15 protein-coding genes and 1 pseudogene are annotated in these 20,162 nt (G+C 53.6%); 7 read left to right on the top strand and 9 right to left on the bottom strand.

Annotated elements, in window-relative coordinates; genetic code table 11:
* Window positions 1–5: 5 nt before the first annotated feature.
* From IEX86_RS05775 to IEX86_RS05760, 4 genes are all read right to left on the bottom strand, one after another.
* Complete coding sequence (locus tag IEX86_RS05775) at window positions 6–1,829, bottom strand: sensor domain-containing phosphodiesterase (RefSeq protein ID WP_188865163.1); 1,824 nt, start codon at window positions 1,827–1,829, stop codon at window positions 6–8.
* Between the two features lie 220 nt (window positions 1,830–2,049).
* Window positions 2,050–3,009 (bottom strand): L-histidine N(alpha)-methyltransferase, encoded by a 960-nt coding sequence (egtD, locus tag IEX86_RS05770; protein WP_188865162.1) that lies wholly within the window; start codon window positions 3,007–3,009, stop codon window positions 2,050–2,052.
* Between the two features lie 2 nt (window positions 3,010–3,011).
* Window positions 3,012–4,316 carry an ergothioneine biosynthesis protein EgtB gene (gene egtB / locus IEX86_RS05765; protein ID WP_188865161.1) on the bottom strand — a complete coding sequence of 435 codons (1,305 nt, stop codon included), beginning with the start codon at window positions 4,314–4,316 and terminating at the stop codon, window positions 3,012–3,014.
* Between the two features lie 174 nt (window positions 4,317–4,490).
* Entirely contained in the window at window positions 4,491–5,708 is a 1,218-nt protein-coding gene (locus tag IEX86_RS05760) for a maltoporin (protein WP_188865160.1), read from the bottom strand.
* A gap of 204 nt (window positions 5,709–5,912) precedes the next feature.
* On the opposite strand from IEX86_RS05760, the gene IEX86_RS05755 reads away from it, so the two are divergent.
* The 3 genes and pseudogenes from IEX86_RS05755 to IEX86_RS25615 all read left to right on the top strand — a co-directional run.
* The gene (locus tag IEX86_RS05755; RefSeq protein ID WP_229685267.1) at window positions 5,913–7,406 is read left to right on the top strand and encodes an MFS transporter; all 1,494 of its coding nucleotides are present in this window, start codon (window positions 5,913–5,915) and stop codon (window positions 7,404–7,406) included.
* An 88-nt stretch (window positions 7,407–7,494) separates the two neighbouring features.
* Window positions 7,495–11,847: a DEAD/DEAH box helicase gene (locus IEX86_RS05750; RefSeq protein WP_188865340.1), complete on the top strand. Its 4,353-nt coding sequence runs from the start codon at window positions 7,495–7,497 to the stop codon at window positions 11,845–11,847.
* Between the two features lie 1,118 nt (window positions 11,848–12,965).
* Window positions 12,966–13,490: pseudogene (locus IEX86_RS25615) on the top strand (methyl-accepting chemotaxis protein); the annotation flags it as partial.
* A 51-nt stretch (window positions 13,491–13,541) separates the two neighbouring features.
* On the opposite strand, the gene IEX86_RS05740 reads toward IEX86_RS25615, so the two are convergent.
* Together IEX86_RS05740 and IEX86_RS05735 are read right to left on the bottom strand one after the other, a co-directional pair.
* Window positions 13,542–14,270, bottom strand: a complete 729-nt coding sequence (locus tag IEX86_RS05740) for a TorF family putative porin (protein ID WP_188865158.1) — start codon at window positions 14,268–14,270, stop codon at window positions 13,542–13,544.
* A gap of 328 nt (window positions 14,271–14,598) precedes the next feature.
* A complete protein-coding gene (locus IEX86_RS05735) occupies window positions 14,599–15,462 on the bottom strand; it encodes a DUF6279 family lipoprotein (RefSeq protein ID WP_188865157.1) in 864 nt (287 codons plus the stop codon).
* Window positions 15,463–15,734: 272 nt separating this feature from the next.
* Here IEX86_RS05735 and IEX86_RS05730 point away from each other — a divergent pair, with 272 nt between their 5' ends.
* On the top strand, window positions 15,735–15,881 hold the full coding sequence (locus IEX86_RS05730; protein ID WP_010798068.1) for a PA1414 family protein: 147 nt from the start codon (window positions 15,735–15,737) through the stop codon (window positions 15,879–15,881).
* A gap of 306 nt (window positions 15,882–16,187) precedes the next feature.
* Window positions 16,188–17,327, top strand: a complete 1,140-nt coding sequence (locus IEX86_RS05725; RefSeq protein WP_188865156.1) for a PQQ-dependent sugar dehydrogenase — start codon at window positions 16,188–16,190, stop codon at window positions 17,325–17,327.
* Between the two features lie 41 nt (window positions 17,328–17,368).
* Here IEX86_RS05725 and IEX86_RS05720 read toward each other — a convergent pair whose 3' ends face one another.
* The 3 genes from IEX86_RS05720 to IEX86_RS05710 all read right to left on the bottom strand — a co-directional run bounded on the left by IEX86_RS05720 (window position 17,369) and on the right by IEX86_RS05710 (window position 18,494).
* Window positions 17,369–17,518, bottom strand: coding sequence for a hypothetical protein (locus IEX86_RS05720; RefSeq protein WP_188865155.1), 150 nt, complete (start codon window positions 17,516–17,518; stop codon window positions 17,369–17,371).
* Window positions 17,519–17,603: 85 nt separating this feature from the next.
* Window positions 17,604–18,212, bottom strand: a complete 609-nt coding sequence (locus IEX86_RS05715) for a hypothetical protein (RefSeq protein WP_188865154.1) — start codon at window positions 18,210–18,212, stop codon at window positions 17,604–17,606.
* Between the two features lie 72 nt (window positions 18,213–18,284).
* Entirely contained in the window at window positions 18,285–18,494 is a 210-nt protein-coding gene (locus IEX86_RS05710; RefSeq protein ID WP_188865153.1) for a cold-shock protein, read from the bottom strand.
* Between the two features lie 243 nt (window positions 18,495–18,737).
* On the opposite strand from IEX86_RS05710, the gene IEX86_RS05705 reads away from it, so the two are divergent.
* Together IEX86_RS05705 and def are read left to right on the top strand one after the other, a co-directional pair.
* Complete coding sequence (locus IEX86_RS05705; RefSeq protein WP_188865152.1) at window positions 18,738–19,586, top strand: CvfB family protein; 849 nt, start codon at window positions 18,738–18,740, stop codon at window positions 19,584–19,586.
* A gap of 34 nt (window positions 19,587–19,620) precedes the next feature.
* On the top strand, window positions 19,621–20,160 hold the full coding sequence (def, locus tag IEX86_RS05700; protein WP_188865151.1) for a peptide deformylase: 540 nt from the start codon (window positions 19,621–19,623) through the stop codon (window positions 20,158–20,160).
* Window positions 20,161–20,162 lie beyond the last annotated feature (2 nt).

Below are 20,162 nucleotides of genomic sequence, written 5' to 3'. Positions count from 1 at the left end.
CTGGGTTAATTCGTCATGTATGAGGACGGAAAGGGCGAGCCATCCTGCCCAGAGAGGTAAGACGTTCCAGGGCGTTTGAGCCAGCCCTCAAGTTCAATGGCGCCCATCGGCTTGGCGATGTGATAACCCTGACCCTCATCACAACCCAAAGCCAGTATCGTCTCCAGGATCTCTGGTGTCTCTACGCCTTCAGCCGTGACTTCATATCCCAATCCATGAGCCAGCTCAATCATGGTCCGTACGATGAGTGCGTCCTTCTCATCACCTGGCAGGCAACGGATAAAGCTCTGATCGATCTTGATGTAATCCGTAGGGATCTGGCGTAGGTAAATCAGATTATTGTATCCGGTGCCAAAGTCATCGATTGAGATGGATGACCCCAAATGCCTGAGCGCATCCAACTGAGTTCGGGCATTCTCGAAGTTGCACATGAGCGAATTTTCCGTCACTTCAAACTCTACACATGTGGGCGGCACGCCATGCTTGGCCAACTTTTCCGCGACACGCTCGGCAAAGCTTGGGTCTTCCAAGTCGTGGGAGGAGATATTGATCGAGACATTGAAGCAATGGCCGTCTGCCTTCCAAAGTGCATACTGACTCAGTACGGCATCGATCACCCAATAACTGATGGAGCGAATCAAGGCCGTCTTTTCAGCCAGCGCAATGAATTCGGTAGGGCCAATGGCTCCCAGTTTAGGGTGAGCCCAACGTAGCAGAGCCTCTACGCAACGGCATGTACCTGTCTTAAGGTCTACACGGGGCTGATAAAACAAGGAGAGCTGACCTTCGCTGTGCAGGGCCACCGGCAGGCTGCTCAACAAGGCAAAGGCTCGCTGCTGAGCCAAGTCATGGTCCGAGTCGTAATAGCGGCTTCCCATACGCCGTTCACGCGCTACATCGGCTGTCGATATCAGCGCTCTCAGCCAGTCTCGTGTATCGCCTGGCTGGAGTTTGAGGATGCCCAGGCCGGGGCGCGTTTCGATGGGAATACCGTTGTAGTCGATAAGGCCCGTCATGCCGCGCTCGATGCAGTCGAGCACTTCCTTGCTTTGCAGGTCAGACATTCCGTGGATCAAAAAGGCGAAGCGAGCCGTCCCGATGGAGTACAACCGTATTCCCTGGGGCAGAAGGGAAAGCAGGCGCTCTTTAATGGACTGCAGCAGTCCTTCGTAATGATCCTGACCAAGTGCATTAAGCAGACCGTTCAAATAGAACGGATCAAAGACATCCATGGAGACCGCTAGGAGCTCTTCGGAGCTGCGCAGCATTGATTCCGCATCCTCTAGAAGCCGGCTGCGGTTAGGAAGCTGAGTGACGGGGTCTACGTAACTAAGCGAGCGGAGCGTCTCGATGCGCTCCATCAGCATGTCACGTAGTTTACTGAGAAGTCGTACCTGGGTACCACTGAGCTCAGACCGTGGGTTGGTATCTATCAGGCATAAGGTGCCTAAGGCCAGGCCCTCGTGGGTCCGTAACGGAATGCCGGCATAGAAGCGTATGCCGGGGTTACCGGTTACCAGTGGGTTATCCTTGAATCGTGGGTCGGTCTGGGCATCACGCACCTGCATGATGTTTTCATCCAGGATGGCATGAGAGCAGAACGATATATCCCGAGGCGTTTCCTGTGCGTCGAGCCCACGGATGGATTTGAACCATTGCCGGTGCTCATCCACCAGCGAAACGATGGCAATAGGCACGTCGAAGAGTTCGGTAGCAATTTCGGCTATATGGTCAAATGCGGGGTCAGCCGGGCTGTCCAGCAAATTTGAACTGCGCAAAGCGGCCAAGCGCTCAACTTCATTAGGCGGGAGGGCAGCGCCGTTACTCATAAGCTAAATCCTGCAGACATGTCTGCTAAATAACACACTCATACTGACGCATGAGCGCTCTACAGCTCATTTCCGCTAAACAGTTATTTAAAATAACCGCAACGGTTAAATATCACTATAGGAATAGCCTAGCCTTGGCGTCTGCGCCAGAGTGGCGCATCGGCATCATGAGTAACCTAACTGTTGGCCATGCGCAAGAAAATTGACTTTACCTGTCAGATCACTTACCCAGGTAGTGCACGCTAAAGAGGGCGCCAGGGTCTTTCCACACGGCAATGGGAGAAAATCCAGCCTCTCGACTCAAGGTTTCAAATCCTTTCAGGCTGTATTTATAAGAGTTTTCAGTATGGAGCGTTTCGCCTTGGCGAAACATGAACCGCTGGTCTTCGATGCGAATGGTTTGGGCACGCCGGCTGACCAGGTGCATTTCAATTCGAGACTGCTGCTCATTGTAGAAGGCATAGTGACTGAAACGCGACGGGTCCAGGTCGGTATCCAGTTCTCGACAAATACGTTCCAGCACATTGAGGTTGAAAGCAGCAGTGATTCCTTCCGCATCGTTGTAGGCAGCTTCCAGGCGGGCCTTGCTCTTGATCAGATCCACGCCGATCAACAGGCCACTGCCGGGAGGCAATAGTCGATGAAGGTTACGTAGAAAAGCGCGCGCTTCCACCGGTGTGAAATTTCCAATGCTTGAGCCTGGAAAGAATGCCAGCACTGGCGACTGACTTAGTGTGCGGGGGAGCTCCATCGGCTGGGTAAAGTCTGTGCACAATGCACTTACGTCGAGCCAAGGGTAATCCGCGGCCAGGCGGTGTGTACTGGACAACAGAAAGTCGCGGGAGATATCGACGCCCAGGTAGCTTTGGGGGCGCAGCGCTTCCAGTAGCAAACGAACCTTGCGGCTGGCACCGCTACCCAATTCCATGAGCGTCGTACCAGGACCGGCGATGGCTGCAATGTCATTGGCGGCCTCGGTCAGGATGCGCTCCTCAGTACGAGTCGGGTAGTACTCCGGTGTACCGGTGATTGCTTCAAATAGCTCGGAGCCCCGCTGATCATAGAAGTACTTGGGCGCGATCACTTTGGGCTCTGCTGCCAGGCCGTTCAGGACATCTTCACGCAGGGAGTCGCCAGCGACATCTGGTTGCTGATCATAGAAGCGAACCGCTAAAGCCATGGTCAGATCTCCTTTGCAAGGCGAAGGCCGGCAAATTGCCAACGCATGGTTGGATAAAAGAAATTACGGTAGGTAGCGCGAATGTGATCAGCAGGTGTGGCGCAACAACCCCCTCGTAAGACCATCTGCCCAGACATGAACTTACCGTTGTATTCGCCCAGGCTGCCATCCAACGGCTTAAAGCCGGGGTAGGGGCGGTAGGCGCTACCTGTCCACTCCCAGACATCACCAAACATCTGTTGCGGCTGTTCGGAAGCCTGAACACTGCATGCAACGGGTGCCAGGTGGTCTTGCTCGACGAAATTACCCACATGCGACAGACCCGCTGCAGCCACTTCCCATTCTGCTTCGGTCGGCAGGCGAGCGCCTGCCCAGGTAGCATAGGCATCGGCTTCATAAAAGCTGATATGGCAGACAGGCGCATGCTCATCGACCGGTTGCAGGCCACCCAGGCCCATGGAGTGCCAGCGGCCATTCACGTTCTCCCAGTAGAGCGGCGCTTGCCAACCGGCTTGTCGAACCTGACTAAATCCATCCGACAACCAAAGCTCGCTGCGGCTATAGCCATTGTCTTCAATGAACGCAATGTACTCTCCGTTGGTAACCAGGCGGCTGGCCAGCTGAAACTCATCGACGAAGACGCGATGGCGAGGTGTCTCGCAATCAAAGGCAAAGCCGTTGCCGCTATGTCCCATATGGCGTACACCACTCGGATAGGCGTGCCATTTCAGAGGTGCGGACTCAGTAGACGCTCCTGGCTTTAGATCCTGCCGATAGACCGGGTGGAGAGGGTTCTGGGCCAGAATATGCTTGATATCCATCAGCAACAGTTCTTGATGTTGCTGCTCATGGTGCAATCCCAGCTCTGTACGACGAGCAATTTCTGCACTGTGCTGCTTTGGCAGGTCGCTGAGTAAACCAACCATTGCCTGATCCACCCACTGTCGAAAGGCATAGACCTCTGCAACCGTTGGCCGAGAGATCAGGCCGCGCTTGGCTCGTGGAAAAGGGGTGCCGTGGGTTTCATAGTAGGAGTTGAAAAGATAATCGTAGGCTGGATCGAGCGCTTTATAGCTCGGCATGAAGGGCTTGAGAATAAAGGCTTCGAAAAACCAGGTGACGTGAGCCAAATGCCATTTGGGAGGGCTGACATCGGGCATGCTTTGGATCAGGTAGTCTTCAGTCTGAAGCGGTGCACACAATTTTTCAGTAGCGGCGCGAACCTGTTTGAAGCGTTCGATGAGGCCGTCAGTGGTGTCTAGAGCAAAGGCATCCACGCTGTTCATCTCGCAGGCGAGATGGCTCATGACGTTATCTCCAAGTCATTCCGACAAATGTCAGAGGTGGGCTTGGTAGAACGGACCCAGGGAGAAACTTAAAGTTCTTTCTAGAATAGAAGGGACTAAGATCGTTTGCTTCTGAGCTGTGAAATTTTTATAGCCGTATCGGAATTAATGGCTTGATACGGCTATAAAGTTACTTTACCACCAGGTTTCCAGCTGAACGCCAAAGTTAGAACCGTGGCGCTGGGAACCAAACGCTCCAGAGTCGGAGAGAGCGGTATCCTGCGCGGCGCTCAGCTGTGCAGCGCGGTTCCACTGCGCATAGGTCCAGTAGAACCGAATTTCAGGACGGTCCAGAAGGCCCATGCCGCCTAAGGCAAGCGTTGGGGCGACGGTAAACTTGGTCAGCTTGCGAGTGCCGCCTTCTTCAGGGTCAATCTGATCATGACCTGCTTCCACTAACAGCTTGAAGTGCTCGCTAAATGCATAGGAGGGGCGCACACCAAAGGAATACCATGTCTGGCCTGCATTATTAGGTGCGCGATCACGCTGCACGAGAGCCAGCAGCATTCCGCCAAAGCGCGGCGTAATCTGCCAGCGAGGCGATTCAAGAACTCGGATGCTCTTTACGTCCTTGTCGGCCTGCACGTTGCCTGTCTGCCCAAGTCCGATACCTGGACCTTCTCCATACTGGACGGTGAAACGGTTTTCACCGCCAAAGAAATTTACTTGCTTGTGTTCGGCGGAAATCGACCAGCCACTGTGCGAGTCTTCGACGTGTCCGGCTTTCTGGATATAGCTCAGGCCAATTTCGATTTCTGCATCTTTGTTGGCCTTGATGCCGCCCAAGTTGATGTCGTGTCGGTTGGCCTTGTGTTTCTGCTCGATATTATCTTCGCGGGAGAACGCATAGCTCAGGCGCAGCCCAGTATCGCCCAGGCCATAGTCTTCAATACCTGCGCCAGTGCCGCTCGGGTTCCAGTAATAGAAGTCGTTAATGTGGATGTCGTGACGCTTGTAATAGCGGCGGCCAAACCATAACCCCCCGCCGTTCAGCTCGGGCAAGGCCAGACTCGTCCAGATCTGCGGTAAACGGACACTGCCGTTATCTCCACTAAACGTTGGCGACTTATCGTACACGTTATACAGGCTAGCCATGCCGTGGAGTTTCCAGAGCGTTCCATCGGCGCCTTTGTATAGCTCCTGGTGGCCTTCCAGCTCCCAGTACGTTTCGCACTCGTTACCCAGACGGTATTTGGCAGGCGCGCCTGGCAGTTGGAAACAGGACTGTTTTCCTCCTGCATCGGCTCCCCCTATGCCAACACGGCCATAGCCATCAAATTCGAATGCCTGCCCTGTCAGTGGAAAAACGCACGCTAAAAGAGCCGCTGAAGTACCGCGAATCATTGTTTTCATTATTTATTGTCGCTCTCCCGATAACGCATTATTTCTTTTTCTTAAAAAAAAGCTTTTTTCGGACTTCTTGTTACTCGACGAGTTGCTTAGCGCCTCGCTGAACTACTTTTATATGACCCAGCTCTCAATTTGTAGACGAGCTGTGCAAAAGCGCCAGTCGCAGTGTTGTGCGGCTCCTTTATAAAAATAGTGAGGACAAGACATATGGCGGCCTCAGATGTTTCCGCTGTCCGCGAGGCGGATTCCCCTTCAGATAAAAACCTGCACGAACATATCTACGAGACTAATCTTCCGGCTCGGCTTGATCGTCTACCCTGGGGGCGTTTCCATACCCTGCTGGTCATGGCGCTAGGCATCACCTGGATTCTGGATGGGCTCGAAGTTACTTTGGCAGGCTCGGTTGCAGGTGCTTTAAAGGCGAGTCCGGCATTACAGCTGACAAGTGCCGATATTGGCTTGGCAGGCGGGGTTTATATCGCTGGTGCAGTGTTGGGGGCTCTGTTCTTTGGCTGGCTGACGGATCGTCTGGGGCGACGCAAGCTGTTTTTTATCACGTTGTTCGTGTATGTGGGCGCAACGTTTCTGACAGCATTTTCCTGGAACCTGTGGAGCTTTCTTTTGTTCCGCTTCCTGACGGGCGCAGGCATTGGCGGCGAGTACACGGCCATCAACTCTACTATTCAGGAGTTCACGCCGGCACGCTATCGTGGCTGGGTTGACCTGACCATCAATGGTTCTTTCTGGATTGGTGCAGCCTTGGGAGCTATGGGCTCTATCGTGTTTCTGGACCCCGATCTGCTTCCAGGCGATATGGGATGGAGGGTGTGCTTCGGGATCGGTGCGGTGCTTGGACTGATCATTCTGTTTATGCGGATGTGGATACCTGAGAGTCCGCGTTGGCTCATGATCCATAACGAACCGGAAGAGGCCAAGCGAATTGTCGATAACATCGAGAAACGCTTCGAGGCCGAAGGCTACAAACTTGAGCCAGTCGATCCCAAGTTTCACCTGCGCATGCGTGGCCGGGACCACACGCCGCTCAAGGAGGTTTTCCAAAGCCTGTTTGTCGTGCATCGTCAGCGTGCGATGGTAGGCATGACATTACTGACAGCACAGGCCTTTTTCTACAATGCGATTTTCTTTACTTACGCATTGGTGCTGACGGATTTCTATGGGGTGCCATCCGAGAGCGTTGGCTGGTATGTCTTGCCTTTTGCGCTAGGTAACTTCTGCGGTCCACTGCTGCTGGGGCGCCTCTTCGATGTAGTTGGTCGCCGGATTATGATCAGCTCAACCTATGCTATCTCAGGTGTACTGCTCATCATTACAGGCTACATGTTCCAGCAGGGTATGCTGGATGCGACGACTCAGACGATTGCCTGGATGGTTATCTTCTTCTTCGCTTCCGCTGCAGCGAGCTCCGCCTATCTGACCGTAGCGGAAACATTCCCGTTAGAGATCCGGGCCTTGGCAATTGCCGTGTTCTATGCCTTTGGTACCGGCCTTGGCGGGATTATTGGCCCGACCCTGTTTGGCCAGTTGATTGAGAGTGGTAGCCGAGTCAATGTGTTCTACGGCTATGCCATTGGCGCCAGTCTCATGATTGCTGCAGGTATAGTGCAGTCGATCTGGGGCGTAGCGGCCGAGCGCAAATCACTTGAGTCTGTCGCACGACCTTTGTCGCTGGTAGACAATTGAGCTTTATGGTTTGACTCAAGCGTTCCCTGGTAAGCCGGGCGAGGTGGATAACCCCACTCGTCCGGCTTCGTCTAAGCAGCCCTGTCTACTGGCTGATTCCAGCCATGCTGTCCTGTCAGGTTTTCATCCTGCCGTACAATCCTGGTTTTCGCACACCTTTACTGATCTCACAGAAGCGCAACGGTGTGCATGGCCTGCCATCAAGGCCGGTCAGTCGACGCTGGTAGCGGCCCCGACTGGCTCTGGCAAGACCCTCACGGCCTTTATGGCTGCGATTGATGAATTGATATGCCACGGTGTTGAGCAGAGCGGGGTATTGCCGGATGAAACCTGGGTGGTCTATGTATCGCCCCTCAAGGCGTTATCAAACGATATCCAGATCAATCTTGAAAGGCCTTTAGCGGGCATTACCGCTGAACTTGAACGTAGTGGCCTGCCATCCATTACTGTTAGAACGGCCGTTAGAACAGGCGATACGCCACCGCGCGAGCGCAACGCTATGCGCAAGCGGCCTCCACACATTCTCGTGACTACGCCTGAGTCGCTTTATGTCTTGCTGGGTTCAGACTCGGGTAGGGCCATGCTGGGCACGGTCCGAAGTGTGGTTGTGGACGAAATCCATGCTGTTGCTGGTGGGAAGCGGGGCAGTCACCTGAGCATCTCCCTTGCGCGTCTTGAGGCGTTATGCAAGCGGCCTCTGGTACGGATTGGGTTGTCGGCAACACAAAAGCCTATTGGCGCTGTTGCGCGCTTTCTGGTGGGGCGTGATGAAGCAGGCCAGGAAAGGTCATGTACGGTTATCGACATTGGACATGACCGTAAACGGGATCTTGCCATTGAGGTGCCCCCTGTCCCTTTGCAACCCGTAATGTCCAATGAAGCATGGGAAAGTATTTATGCTCGGTTGACCGAGCAGGTTGAGGCCCACCGGACCACGCTTGTGTTCGTCAATACCCGTCGTATGGCTGAGCGTGTGGCGCGGCACTTAACGGACCGGCTTGGCAATCAAGTGGTGGCTGCTCATCATGGCAGTCTGGCCAGAGAGCAGCGGCTTGAAGCTGAGCAGCGCCTTAAGCATGGTGAGCTTAAGGTACTGGTGGCCACCGCATCGTTGGAGCTGGGTATCGATATTGGCGATGTTGAACTGGTCTGTCAGATCGGCTCGCCTCGATCCATTGCGGCGTTTCTTCAGCGCGTGGGCCGCTCAAACCACCATGTTGGTGGCGTTCCGAAAGGGCGATTGTTTCCAACATCACGGGACGATCTCGTCGAATGTGCGGCACTGCTAGATTGCATTCGGCGTGGAGAGCTGGATGCGTTGAGTATCCCTCAGCAACCACTGGATGTCTTGGCACAGCAGATTGTGGCCGAAACGGCATGCCGTGAATGGGAGGAGGACGCGTTATTTGCCCTGATCCGCCGGGCCGATCCCTATGCGGCACTGTCGCGCACCGATTTCGATGCGGTGATAGCCATGCTGTGTGAAGGCTATACCAATCGACGTGGCGCTCGAACCTCCTATGTCCATCGGGACGCTGTGAACGGGCTGTTGCGAGGCCGCCGTGGCGGCAAGATGACAGCCGTCATGAGTGGCGGAACCATTCCTGAAAGCGGTGACTTTTCGGTGGTCCTGGAGCCGCAAGGACACAGTGTGGGGACCGTTAACGAAGACTTCGCTATCGAGAGCCTGGCGGGCGACATTTTTCAGTTAGGTAACACGTCCTATCGCATTCGCAAGATCGAAAATGGCCGTGTTCGTGTGGAGGATGCAGGGGGCCAGCCGCCCAATATTCCATTCTGGCACGGTGAGGCGCCTGGGCGAACAGATGAGCTTTCTCAAGGCGTCTCACGCTTGCGACAGGAACTGGACGCACGTTTGTCCGACCCTGCATCAGCTATTGACTGGCTGATGGCGGAAAAAGAACTGCCACTGGCGGCGGCTGAGCAGATAGTGAGTTATCTAGGTCGTGTCCGACAGGTGCTGGGTGCATTGCCGACACGCCAAATGCTTGTAATGGAGCGGTTTTTCGATGAGGCGGGCGGTATGCAGCTCATCATACATTCGCCCTATGGGAGTCGTATCAATCGAGCCTGGGGAATGGCGCTGCGCAAGCGCTTTTGCCGTAGTTTCAATGTAGAGCTGCAAGCAGCCGCGACCGAAGATGCCCTGATCCTTTCGCTGTCTACCCGCCACAGTTTTCCGCTAGAGGATGTCTGGTGTTATCTGCACTCCAATACGGCAGAGCACGTCCTTATCCAGGCACTGCTTGATGCACCGATCTTTGGTATCCGCTGGCGCTGGAATGCAACCACCGCTCTCGCATTGCCGCGTTTTACAGCAGGGCGAAAGGTAGCCACCCAGGTGCAGCGGATGCGCAGCGAGGATCTACTGGCAACTGTTTTTCCTGATCAGACGGCATGTCTGGAAAACATTGCGGGCGAGCGCGAGGTTCCCGAGCATCCCCTTGTCAGGCAAACCCTGCGCGATTGCCTGCAGGACTCCATGGATGGTATGGGCTGGCTTGCGCTGCTCAGGAATATAGAAGCAGGCACCGTCGAGACGCAGGTACGTGATCTACCTGCGCCATCACCTCTTGCTGCCGAGATACTGACCGCACGGCCTTATGCCTTTTTGGACGATGCTCCTGTAGAGGAGCGCCGCACGCTGGCCGTCATGAACCGTCGCTGGGCTGACTCTGTCTCTGGCGATGATCTGGGTGCATTGGATATCAAGGCGATCGATTCGGTACGAGAGGAGGCTTGGCCTCAGGCACGGGACGCCGATGAGCTGCACGAGGCGTTAATGGGGCTTTCATGCATGACGGAAACAGAGGTGGCTGCCGAAAAAAGTTGGAAGCCTCTTCTAACCAAGCTGATCAAGGCGGGAAGGGTATACCGTGTCAGCACCTCGCAGCGGATTTTCTGGGTTCCTACGGAGCGGGTGGGGTTACTAAAGCAGGTTTATCCCTCAATAACCTGTGAGCCCGACAATGTATGGCTTGACGAACTCAATGACGCCGGCTCGGCAGAAGACGCTCTGGTGGAGCTTGTTCGGGCCCGGTTGACGGGGTTCGGTCCTGTGACTGTGGATGCGCTGAGCCAGCAGATGGGGCTGCCGGAGTCAGATATCATGCTGTCGCTCCTTGCGCTTGAACGGCAAGGTTATGTCTTGCGGGGGTGTTTTACGCCGGGAGGCGCTGGTGAGGAGTGGTGTGAGCGTCATCTGTTGGCACGTATCCATCGCTATACCGTCAATCAACTGCGCCGTGAAATCGAGCCGGTCAGTCCTGCGGACTTCATGCGATTTCTGTTCGAGTGGCAACATCTCACACCCGATACTCAGGCTAGAGGAATTGAGGCGTTGTCAGCAATACTGACTCAGCTTGAGGGGTATCACGTGGCTGCGGCAGGTTGGGAGAGCGAGGTGCTGCCTGCTCGTCTGCCGGATTATGGTTTTCACTGGCTGGATGATCTATGCCGCAGCGGGCGTATCGTATGGGCGCGTCTGGATACCCTGAACAAGGCATCAGGCGGCTTCGTACGCGCTTCCCCCATTGTCCTATTGCCTAGACATGAATTGGCTACCTGGAGTGCGCTTTCGGTTTCTTTAGCCGAGCCAGAACTCTCGCCAAGAGCCCAAAAGGTTGTAGAGGCATTATCCCATCATGGCGCATTGTTTTTTGATGAGCTGATGAGTAAGGCCCGTTTGCTGCGTACCGAACTGGAGCACGCGCTGGGCGAGCTGGTTAATGTTGGAATGGTTAACGCAGACAGCTTTGCTGGATTAAGGGCGCTGTTGTTACCCGCTGCCAAGCGAGGCAGCCACACAAGCAGCCGACGTAGCAGGGTGCCTTTATATGGCGGAATGGATGATGCAGGGCGCTGGGCATTGATTCGTCGGCCTGTAGAGGAGGTATCACCTCGGGTATCCAGACAACCCCAATGGGATGATAAGGTCGTAGAGCACATTGCTTGGGTGCTGCTACGACGTTATGGCGTGATCAGCTGGCGCCTGCTTGAGCGTGAGGCAGATGCCCTGCCATCCTGGCGTGATTTGCTGCGCATCTATCATCGCCTCGAAGCGCGAGGAGAAATACGAGGAGGCCGTTTCATAGCAGGGCTTTCCGGGGAGCAGTTTGCCTTGCCGGAAGCGGTTACCTTGTTACGCGCAGTGCGAGCCCGCCCGGCGGCTGAACGCTATATTCGTCTTGCCGCGGTCGACCCTCTCAACCTTGTAGGCACACTACTGCCTGGAGCCAAGGTCCCTGCTGTGATAGGCAATCGGGTGCTATTCAAGGAGGGACTACCCATTGCTGCCTGGGTAGCCGGCAAGTTCAAGTGCTTGTTACCTCTGGAGCCGGAGGAGGAACAGAAGGCTCGCCTGATCCTGATTCGGGGCGAATCCTCTCTGGATACACGCATGAGCAAGGTTTATGAGTAGCCTGCTCACTGTTTCGCCATTTGTCGTGATTAGATAAGTCCAACCAGACTTTCCCTTAATAAAGCGGCGTAACAGGCGATACCTCTCATAGCAATACTGTATCAACCAATTAAGCCACGCTTTCTCGGGGAGGCATGCCTGTGTCCGAGTCCGTTTACTCATTAAGTGCCTATTACCGCAAAGCCGACAAGCTTATGTTGGCGGTGGTTTGGGTGATGTTTGCTTATTCACTCTGCCTGACGTTTTGGGGCGGAAGCTGGATAGAAGCGCTTCTGGTGGGCGGAGCCCTGTCAGTTATTCCTACTGCTCTTTATGTTGCAGCGCCAGGTTCACGGCTCATGCGATGCACTGTTGCTGTAGCCTTTATGGGCTTTGCAGCATTACAGATCCATTTGTTGCAAGGCATGGAGGAAATGCACTTTGGCGTCTTTGTTCTACTGGCGTTTCTAGTGTATTACCGTGACTGGCTGCCCATTCTTGTCGGGGCTGGCGTTATTGCTGTCCACCACGTGGGGTTTTACGCAGTTCAGTTGGCAGGGTGGGATATACAGGTTGTTCACCACGGTGAAAGCTGGGGCGTTATCTTCCTGCACGCGTTTTACGTAGTGCTGGAAAGCGCCATTCTTATCTACCTGTCTCTTCACACCCATAAACAGGCGATAGTGAGTGAGTCCCTGCTATTAGCGGTTAACCACCTGACGCGCCAGGGTCAGGCTGTTGATCTTGGCTATCGCATTTCCTTGAAAAATGAGCTGACAGACCGGTTTAATGGCTTTCTTGATTCGCTTGACCACACGGTAGGAAGTGTCGTTTCCAACAGTCATGGATTAGCCATCTCAGGCGAAAGTATGGCTAAGGCTACCTCGCATATGCGAGAGGGCTCGCGGATTCAGCATGAGCAGATTGCCAGGGTGTCGTCTGCTATCGATCAGATGGGCGCTACGATCAGCGAGGCTGCAGAACAGGCGCAACAGGCTGCTCAGGTAGCCGGTCAAGCCACTGAACGCGCTTATAAAGGCAGTGCGGATCTGAGCGCCATGCGAAAAGAGTTCAGCCTGCTGGCTGAGCATCTTGAAGGAACCGATGAAGAGATGCGTGCGTTGGCAGCCCATTCGCAACAGATCGGACGAGTACTGGACGTCATCAAGACGATTGCTGAACAAACCAATCTTCTGGCGCTTAACGCAGCCATTGAAGCGGCGCGTGCGGGTGAACAAGGCCGAGGGTTTGCTGTAGTGGCAGATGAGGTCAGGGCATTGGCGCAGAAAACAGCAGCGTCGACCTCTGAGATCGAGAGCATCATCAGCTCACTGCAGATGGGCAGCAAGAATGCAGTAGAAGCTATGCAGGAAAGCCGAGAGCGGGCCATTCGCTGTGCTGGTGATGTGCACCGGAGTGCCGAGTCGTTGCAGTTGATCTCTGATGATATCCGTGCCATTAACGATATCAATGCTCTGGTGGTCGCCACGTCCTGTCATCAGGTCGAAGTGACTTCGGAGGTCAGTAAGCATCTTGGTTCTGTGCGAGTCATCACTGAGCAAAATGCTTCAGAAGCGGAAGGGCTTGAGGTGGAAAGCCAGCGATTGAAGGGGCTCTCAGAGCAATTCCATCAATTGAGCAGTGTTTTCAAAACGAGTGTTTAGAGGTGTTGCGCCCGGCGGTCACATGACTGCCGGGCGGCTGGATACCCATTCTTAAAAAAGTGGATGCGATGCCCTGAGCAGTAGGGCGTTATCGCAATAGGCATTGTGTCCAGAGTAGGATGAGCAATCCTGGCCACGCAGGCTGGTTCCTGTATACGAGAAATTGAATTGGGTATCTGCCCACTTACGGGTCAGGTTTACCGACCAGTCGTTATACGAGCGGACCATATCGCCACTTGCCAGCGTAACGGGCGAATTCAGCATGTAATTTCCGTAACGCATCGAAAGCCCCATTCCAAGAACCGGAGTGGTGCCAAGGTCTGCATAAAGAGAAGTGTTGCTACGATCAGGGTTATTGGCAAAAGCTGCTCCAAAGCGACTGCCAAATATACTGACTCCTGAATAAATCTCCCGGCTGGGGTCTACGTCCTGTGTAACATGGTCGTAGTTGATCAGCCCGAATTCATAGCCATATCCACTACTGGCAAAGCGGTGTTTGTAGCCAGCATAAGTGTCCATCTCAATGGACAGGTTGTCAGCGGATGAACCGCTGTTAGCGGTCCACTGGCCAAAATACAGGCCAGTATCATGGGTAAAGTCTAGGCCACCGTTTACTGCGCCGTTGGAAGGCTTAACCAGTCCTTGGGCCATGGTACGCGTCTGGGTAGTACCCAGTGTCATATCAAAGCCACCCAGGTCACGCTGTAAAAGCGTCTGGGCTGTGGCAGCGCCAGTGGTAAAGGCTGCCACAAAAAAAGCAAGCCATGAAAGGTTTGGCATGGGTTTCACTCCCCTAGGTTAAACAGGAGCGGCGATTGCTCAGCAGCCTGCATTAGCAGGCAAACAGCCAGAGGCCAAAGCAATGCCTGACGTCAACGTTCGTCCGTGGTTGATCAGGTAGTTAAATGTAAAAAGTCCGGTTATGCGGAGCACACTACGTTCTTGTTATGACAGGAGGAGCCAGGCCCTCAGGCGCATAAAGCAGGCTCAGGGGAATGATATCGATCTGACCGAATTGGAAAAGGTCATTCGTCGGTTAAATTTTGATCAATATTACAAACTTATAATAAAGACCTCAGGAAGTTACTTAACAGTTCCACTGATCATCCTAATTTTTCGCTTTATCACATCGTTGAGGTGCAAGGTCTTTCTGGATATCCGCTAATCGACTGATAATCTGATTTCGTTGAGTTTCGCTTGTGGTTGTATACAGATCATTGATAAGCGAAACGGCTGCATCCTGAGTCTTGGAAAAGCTTTCCCGATAAGCAGGCGCCCACAGGCTTTCCCGGTCCTGCAGCAGCTGTTTAACCCGTTGTGGGAAGTCTGGTTCAGCACGATGTTGCAAGGCATCGAGTAATTCGCGCTGCCACTGGATTCGGTTTCCGACCCAAGCCTGGTTTTGGTCGCCTAGCTGTACCGACCATTGCATGATCCTGTCTTTCTGAGCCTGGTTAAGTGGGCCGGTCCAAAAGTTTACCCGCTCCTCCATTCGAGCCGCTCGCTCTCGAATCTGCTCGCCGCGAGAGGGGTCAAGGTACTTTTTACGGCGATCCTTGATGTCACGATCCAGCTCTTCCTTTAGCTCTGCTACTTGTTGGTCGGACAGTTTTCTTAGAAGGTCGGTACTGGTCGGGGTAATCTCAACGGCTAACGTATCGACGGCCTCCTTGAGTTCATCCATGCGGGTCTTGATGGTGAGCGGTGAAACCTGCTGGTCACGAACCATAGTTTTGATGCCATCCATCCAATCCAGATAGCGGGGCAGTTCGTGACTGCAATGCCAACGTAAATGCTCAGCCAATCGATCATCGAACCATCGGCGCTGTTCGGAGTTCATGTCGAGGTAATCGCTTATCGACCACGGTATAAGCGTATTGAGATGCTTATAGGCAAAGCCGACACGGGTGCAGGCTCCGATGCTCAAAGCAATTGCGAACAGAACAAGCCAGGGGGAGAGCGGAATGCGCATGAAGTGCTGCCTCTTCCAGAGCAATATGCGTTAGTCCTTTCAAAAGGATCTCTGGTTGCATTCTTGTCTGTTTGCAATGCAGTGCACAGGCCGCTTGGGTTAAGCGAAATATAGTGTTACGCCTGAAACAATAGTTCTGGAATTGAATACGGCAAAATTAGCTCAATATTATTGTGAGCTTGCCGATAGATAATTTGAAAAACTTGCTCAGGCAATTTTCCGGCAAGCTTGTAGTCTTTGTAATACGGGTAGTAGATCTCAGGAGATCGGTGATGAAAGAACGTATTCAAGAACTGGCGTCCAAATTGATCGAGGCGCTAGGCCTGGCTGATCAGCCACGTCTTCAGCCTATTCCTGTGCGCAGTCGCGAGCGGGAACGCTTGGCAGAAGAGCAGCGTCGCCGCGCACGTCGTCGCTAATCCATTCCAGATTCTTTGCATTGAACGATTGTCTTTGTCGTGGCGTACAGCCGGCTCGGTAACGGCAACGTCCAATGCAGGAGTTGGAATGAGTTTTCATTGTCAGTGTGTTCCACTTGGTTATATCCCTCTCCATCCTCCTATCCCTATCGCCTGTAATACCAGCCACTAAGCTTCGGGGTGATAAAGCCTACTTCGCGCCAAGTGTGCGCGTTAGAGCTGCTTATTGTAACTGTCTATGTGAGTAGGCCTTTTTAATGGGGCTAAAGCGCTACAGTCAACTCTCCGATTAAAGGGGGGAACACTATGTTTAAGTGGGCGTTAGCCGCAGGGGCGCTATTGTTAGGCGGTACAGTTGTTGCGCAGGCAGAGGTCACTACGTATCCAAGCGAGAAAGGCACTATTAGCGTTGAGGTAGTCAGCAAGGGGCTTGACCATCCCTGGGCTCTGACGTTCTTGCCTGATGCGCAGAGCATGCTGGTCACTGAACGGCCAGGCCGCCTACGTGTGCTTAAGTTAGACGGTTCATTGTCCGATCCTCTTGCAGGCTTGCCTGACGTTTATAACCGAAGTCAGGGTGGCTTGATGGATGTAGCGTTATCGCCTTCCTTTACTGAGGATCGCTTCGTTTATCTAAGTTACTCAGAGGGCGGTGGGGACGGCGACAAGGCTGGTACTGCTGTTGGGCGAGGCAAACTCTCTACAGATATGACTCGTGTAGAAGGTTTTACCGTGATTTTCCGGCAAGAGCCTAAGCTTTCTACCGGCGCACACTTTGGCTCGCGGCTAGTATTTGATCGAGAGGGGCATCTCTTTATTGCGCTTGGCGAGAATAACCAGCGCATGACCGCACAAGAACTCGATAAGCTTCAAGGCAAGCTTGTTCGTATCAATGCCGACGGCACCATTCCAAACGATAATCCCTTCATAGGCACGTCTGGCGCTCGACCGGAGATCTGGTCCTATGGGCATCGCAACCAGCAAGGCGCAGCGTTAAATCCCTGGACGGGGCAGGTCTGGACTAATGAGCATGGACCCCGCGGGGGAGACGAGGTCAACATTCCGTTAGCGGGTAAGAACTATGGCTGGCCTATCGCAACCCACGGCATCAATTATTCCTATGCACCGATTCCTGAAGCAAAGGGCAAGGACGTACAGGGTACTGAGCAGCCCTTATATGTTTGGGAAAAATCACCGGGTATTAGTGGTATGGCCTTTTATTCGGCAGACCGTTTCCCCGCGTGGAAAAAGAGTGTGTTCATTGGTGCGCTTGCACAGGAAAACTTGATTCGCCTGCAACTAGAGGGCGATAAGGTTGTGCATGAGGAGCGTCTGTTAGAGCAGAAAGGAGCACGTATTCGGGACGTCCGCCAGGGGCCAGACGGCTACCTGTATGTGTTGACGGATTCGTCAGAAGGTGAAGTGCTGAAGGTAGGACTTGAGTAAGGGATAATCCCGAATAAAGAAGGGCGCTTACGCGCCCTTTCTTAGTTGTATCCCGTGCCGTCTTTCATACGGTCAGGGCTATTAGGGGAGGGAGGGTTACGCTCCGAATCCACCTGTGCATGCTCGGTACGGCGTGGCTTTTCCGATTCGTCTCTTTTTTCGTTTTCGGCATTTCGTGTTTGTTCAGTCATGGCTCACCTCGCATTGCGTGGTTATGAATGGCTCATAAGGTGTGACTAAACTTATACAGCCCCGTTCAATGTTTTCGGCCAACGGTCATCCGGGTACTTGGAGCGCTGGCTGCTCGGCTACCAGTATTCTCAACAGTTCATTGATCTGGCGGGTAAAGGTATCGTTGATAGCCTCGCCAGTTGTGTGCCCCATGAACGGTAGGAACCAGATACCCATCCAGGTCTTGATGGAATCCACGTTACGATGCTGCGCAACGGGCCGCAGTGCAGGATCGAGCAATTCGCCTGTTAATGTGAAGTTATCCTTCGCTACCCCAGGCACGATAAATAGCGTTGCGCCGGTAACCATGCCACTGGCCACAGAGGCCACCATGGGACTGTGATTGTATAGTTTTAGTTTGAGTATATAGTCGCCTGGTTCTGCACGGTCAGGTGCCAGGCTGTAATGGCTGAACAGGCCTGAGGCATCCAGTGCCTCGATTAGCGTCGGCTTAAGGCCCTCACGGGCGACGGGTATCGATCGTGCGTCTGCATCACCCGGCTTGCCACGGTAGAAGTTGAATTCCACATGCAGTCCAGGGCGCACCGAGTGCAGTGCGGTGATGGGAACAGGGGTACTGGCAACCTGATCACTGGGAAACACAGCGCACCCTGATAGGGTCAGAAGCAGAACAAGTGCTAATCCACGGAGCATAGGCCATCCTTTTTCATCAGGCATAAAAAAAGCCCAGCTTTACAGCGGGGCTTTTTCGATAAGTCAGGGTGATTAAACCACCTGAACCTCATCAGCCTGCAGGCCTTTCTGGCCTTGCACTACCAGGAAGGAAACAGCTTGACCTTCCTTTAGGCTCTTGAAGCCAGCGCTCTGAATGGCACGGTAGTGTACGAAGACGTCCGGACCGCTCTGCGGAGTGATGAAGCCGAAGCCTTTTTCATCGTTGAACCACTTGACGGTACCGGTCTGGCGAGTAGACATGGATTGCTCCCTGAACAAAGATTTTAGACAGCACTGGAACTGCCCAGGCTGCGACTGAGTGCAAAGAGTCACCACTGCTAAGCGTGGCCATAGCCTCGCCGATAAACGGTACACGTGCAACACAGTGTAGGAACTGTAACGCTTTCGAAGATTTTGTCTAGCCCTTTTGCCTAGGCATTTCATGGTTTATCGGTTGAGCAGAATATGTCAGGTATGATAGCGGCTTATTAATGAGGTATTAGCATGGCTTTGATTGGGCGTTTTAACAGTCTGCAGATTATCAAGCGGACAGATTTCGGCTTATATCTGGACGCAGAGCAGGACGGTGAAATCCTGCTTCCGAACCGTTATATCCCGAAGGATGAGCCTACCGAGGCGGGTGATTGGATCAACGTATTCGTTTATCTCGACAGCGAAGACCGGCTCATTGCCACGACTCAGAAACCCAAAGTCCAGGTGGGTCAGTTTGCCAGCCTGAAGGTGGTAGAAATCAACCATATCGGGATTTTTCTGGATTGGGGCTTACCCAAGGATCTGCTGCTACCTCACTCAGAGGAGAAGCGTCCTCTGCAGGTAGGGGATTACTGCGTGGTGTATGTCTATATTGATCAGCGTACACACCGAATTACTGCAACAGCCCGGCTGGATCGCTACCTGGATACTACGCCGGCACCCTACAAGAGTGGCCAGGCAGTCGATCTGTTAGTCGCTGAACAGACTCCTATGGGCTTTAAGGCCATCATTGAGGGGAAGCATTGGGGGCTTATTCACCACAATGAAGTCTTCAAATTTCTGCGCAGTGGCATGCAGGAAAAAGGCTTTATCAAGGAAGTACGGCCTGATGGCAAGATCAGTCTTTCATTGCAGCCGTTGGGGCGTCAGGCGGTCGATGCGCTGGGCCAGCAGATACTTGGACTAGCCAAGGTGCGGAATGGCGTTCTGGAGGTAAGCGACAAGAGCTCCCCTGAATTGATCAGCAAGCTATTTGGTGTCAGCAAGGGCACGTTCAAAAAGGCTATTGGCGGTTTATACAAGCAAGGACTGATCGTTATATATGACGACAGGATCGAACTACCTGAGGCGGATGACTGATATTCGCCTTTCCTAGGGGCTAACGGAGGCAGAGATGATTCGTGAACTGGTGAGAATGGGTGATGAGCGTTTACTGCGTATTGCCAAGCCTGTGCCGGCATCCATGATCGGTAGTCAGGAGTTGGAGGCTCTGGTCGCGGATATGTTCGAGACTATGGAACATGCCGGTGGTGTTGGGTTGGCCGCTCCGCAAATCGGTGTGGATCTGCAGGTATTCGTGATCGGCTTCGATAGCAGTGAGCGTTACCCTGAAGCGCCGGCAGTGCCTCGAACCGCTGTAATCAATCCAGTCATCACACCGCTGTCGCAGGATGTGGAGGAGGGGTGGGAAGGCTGTCTTTCCATTCCGGGGCTGCGCGGGGTTGTTGATCGTTATGCTCGCATCCGTTACGAGGCGGTAGACCCTCAAGGCGAAACGATTGATCGGGTCGCTGAGGGCTTTCATGCGCGCGTTGTGCAGCACGAGTACGATCACTTGATCGGTCGACTCTATCCTTCCCGCATTACCGATTTTTCACGGTTTGGATTCACGGACGTGCTCTTTCCGGAAACCTCACCAGCAGCCCAGCGCTAGAG

Origin of the sequence: Pseudomonas asuensis (assembly GCF_014646755.1) — a bacterium.
GTDB lineage: Bacteria > Pseudomonadota > Gammaproteobacteria > Pseudomonadales > Pseudomonadaceae > Chryseomonas > Chryseomonas asuensis.
This window is presented reverse-complemented; position numbering and strand designations above follow the sequence as displayed.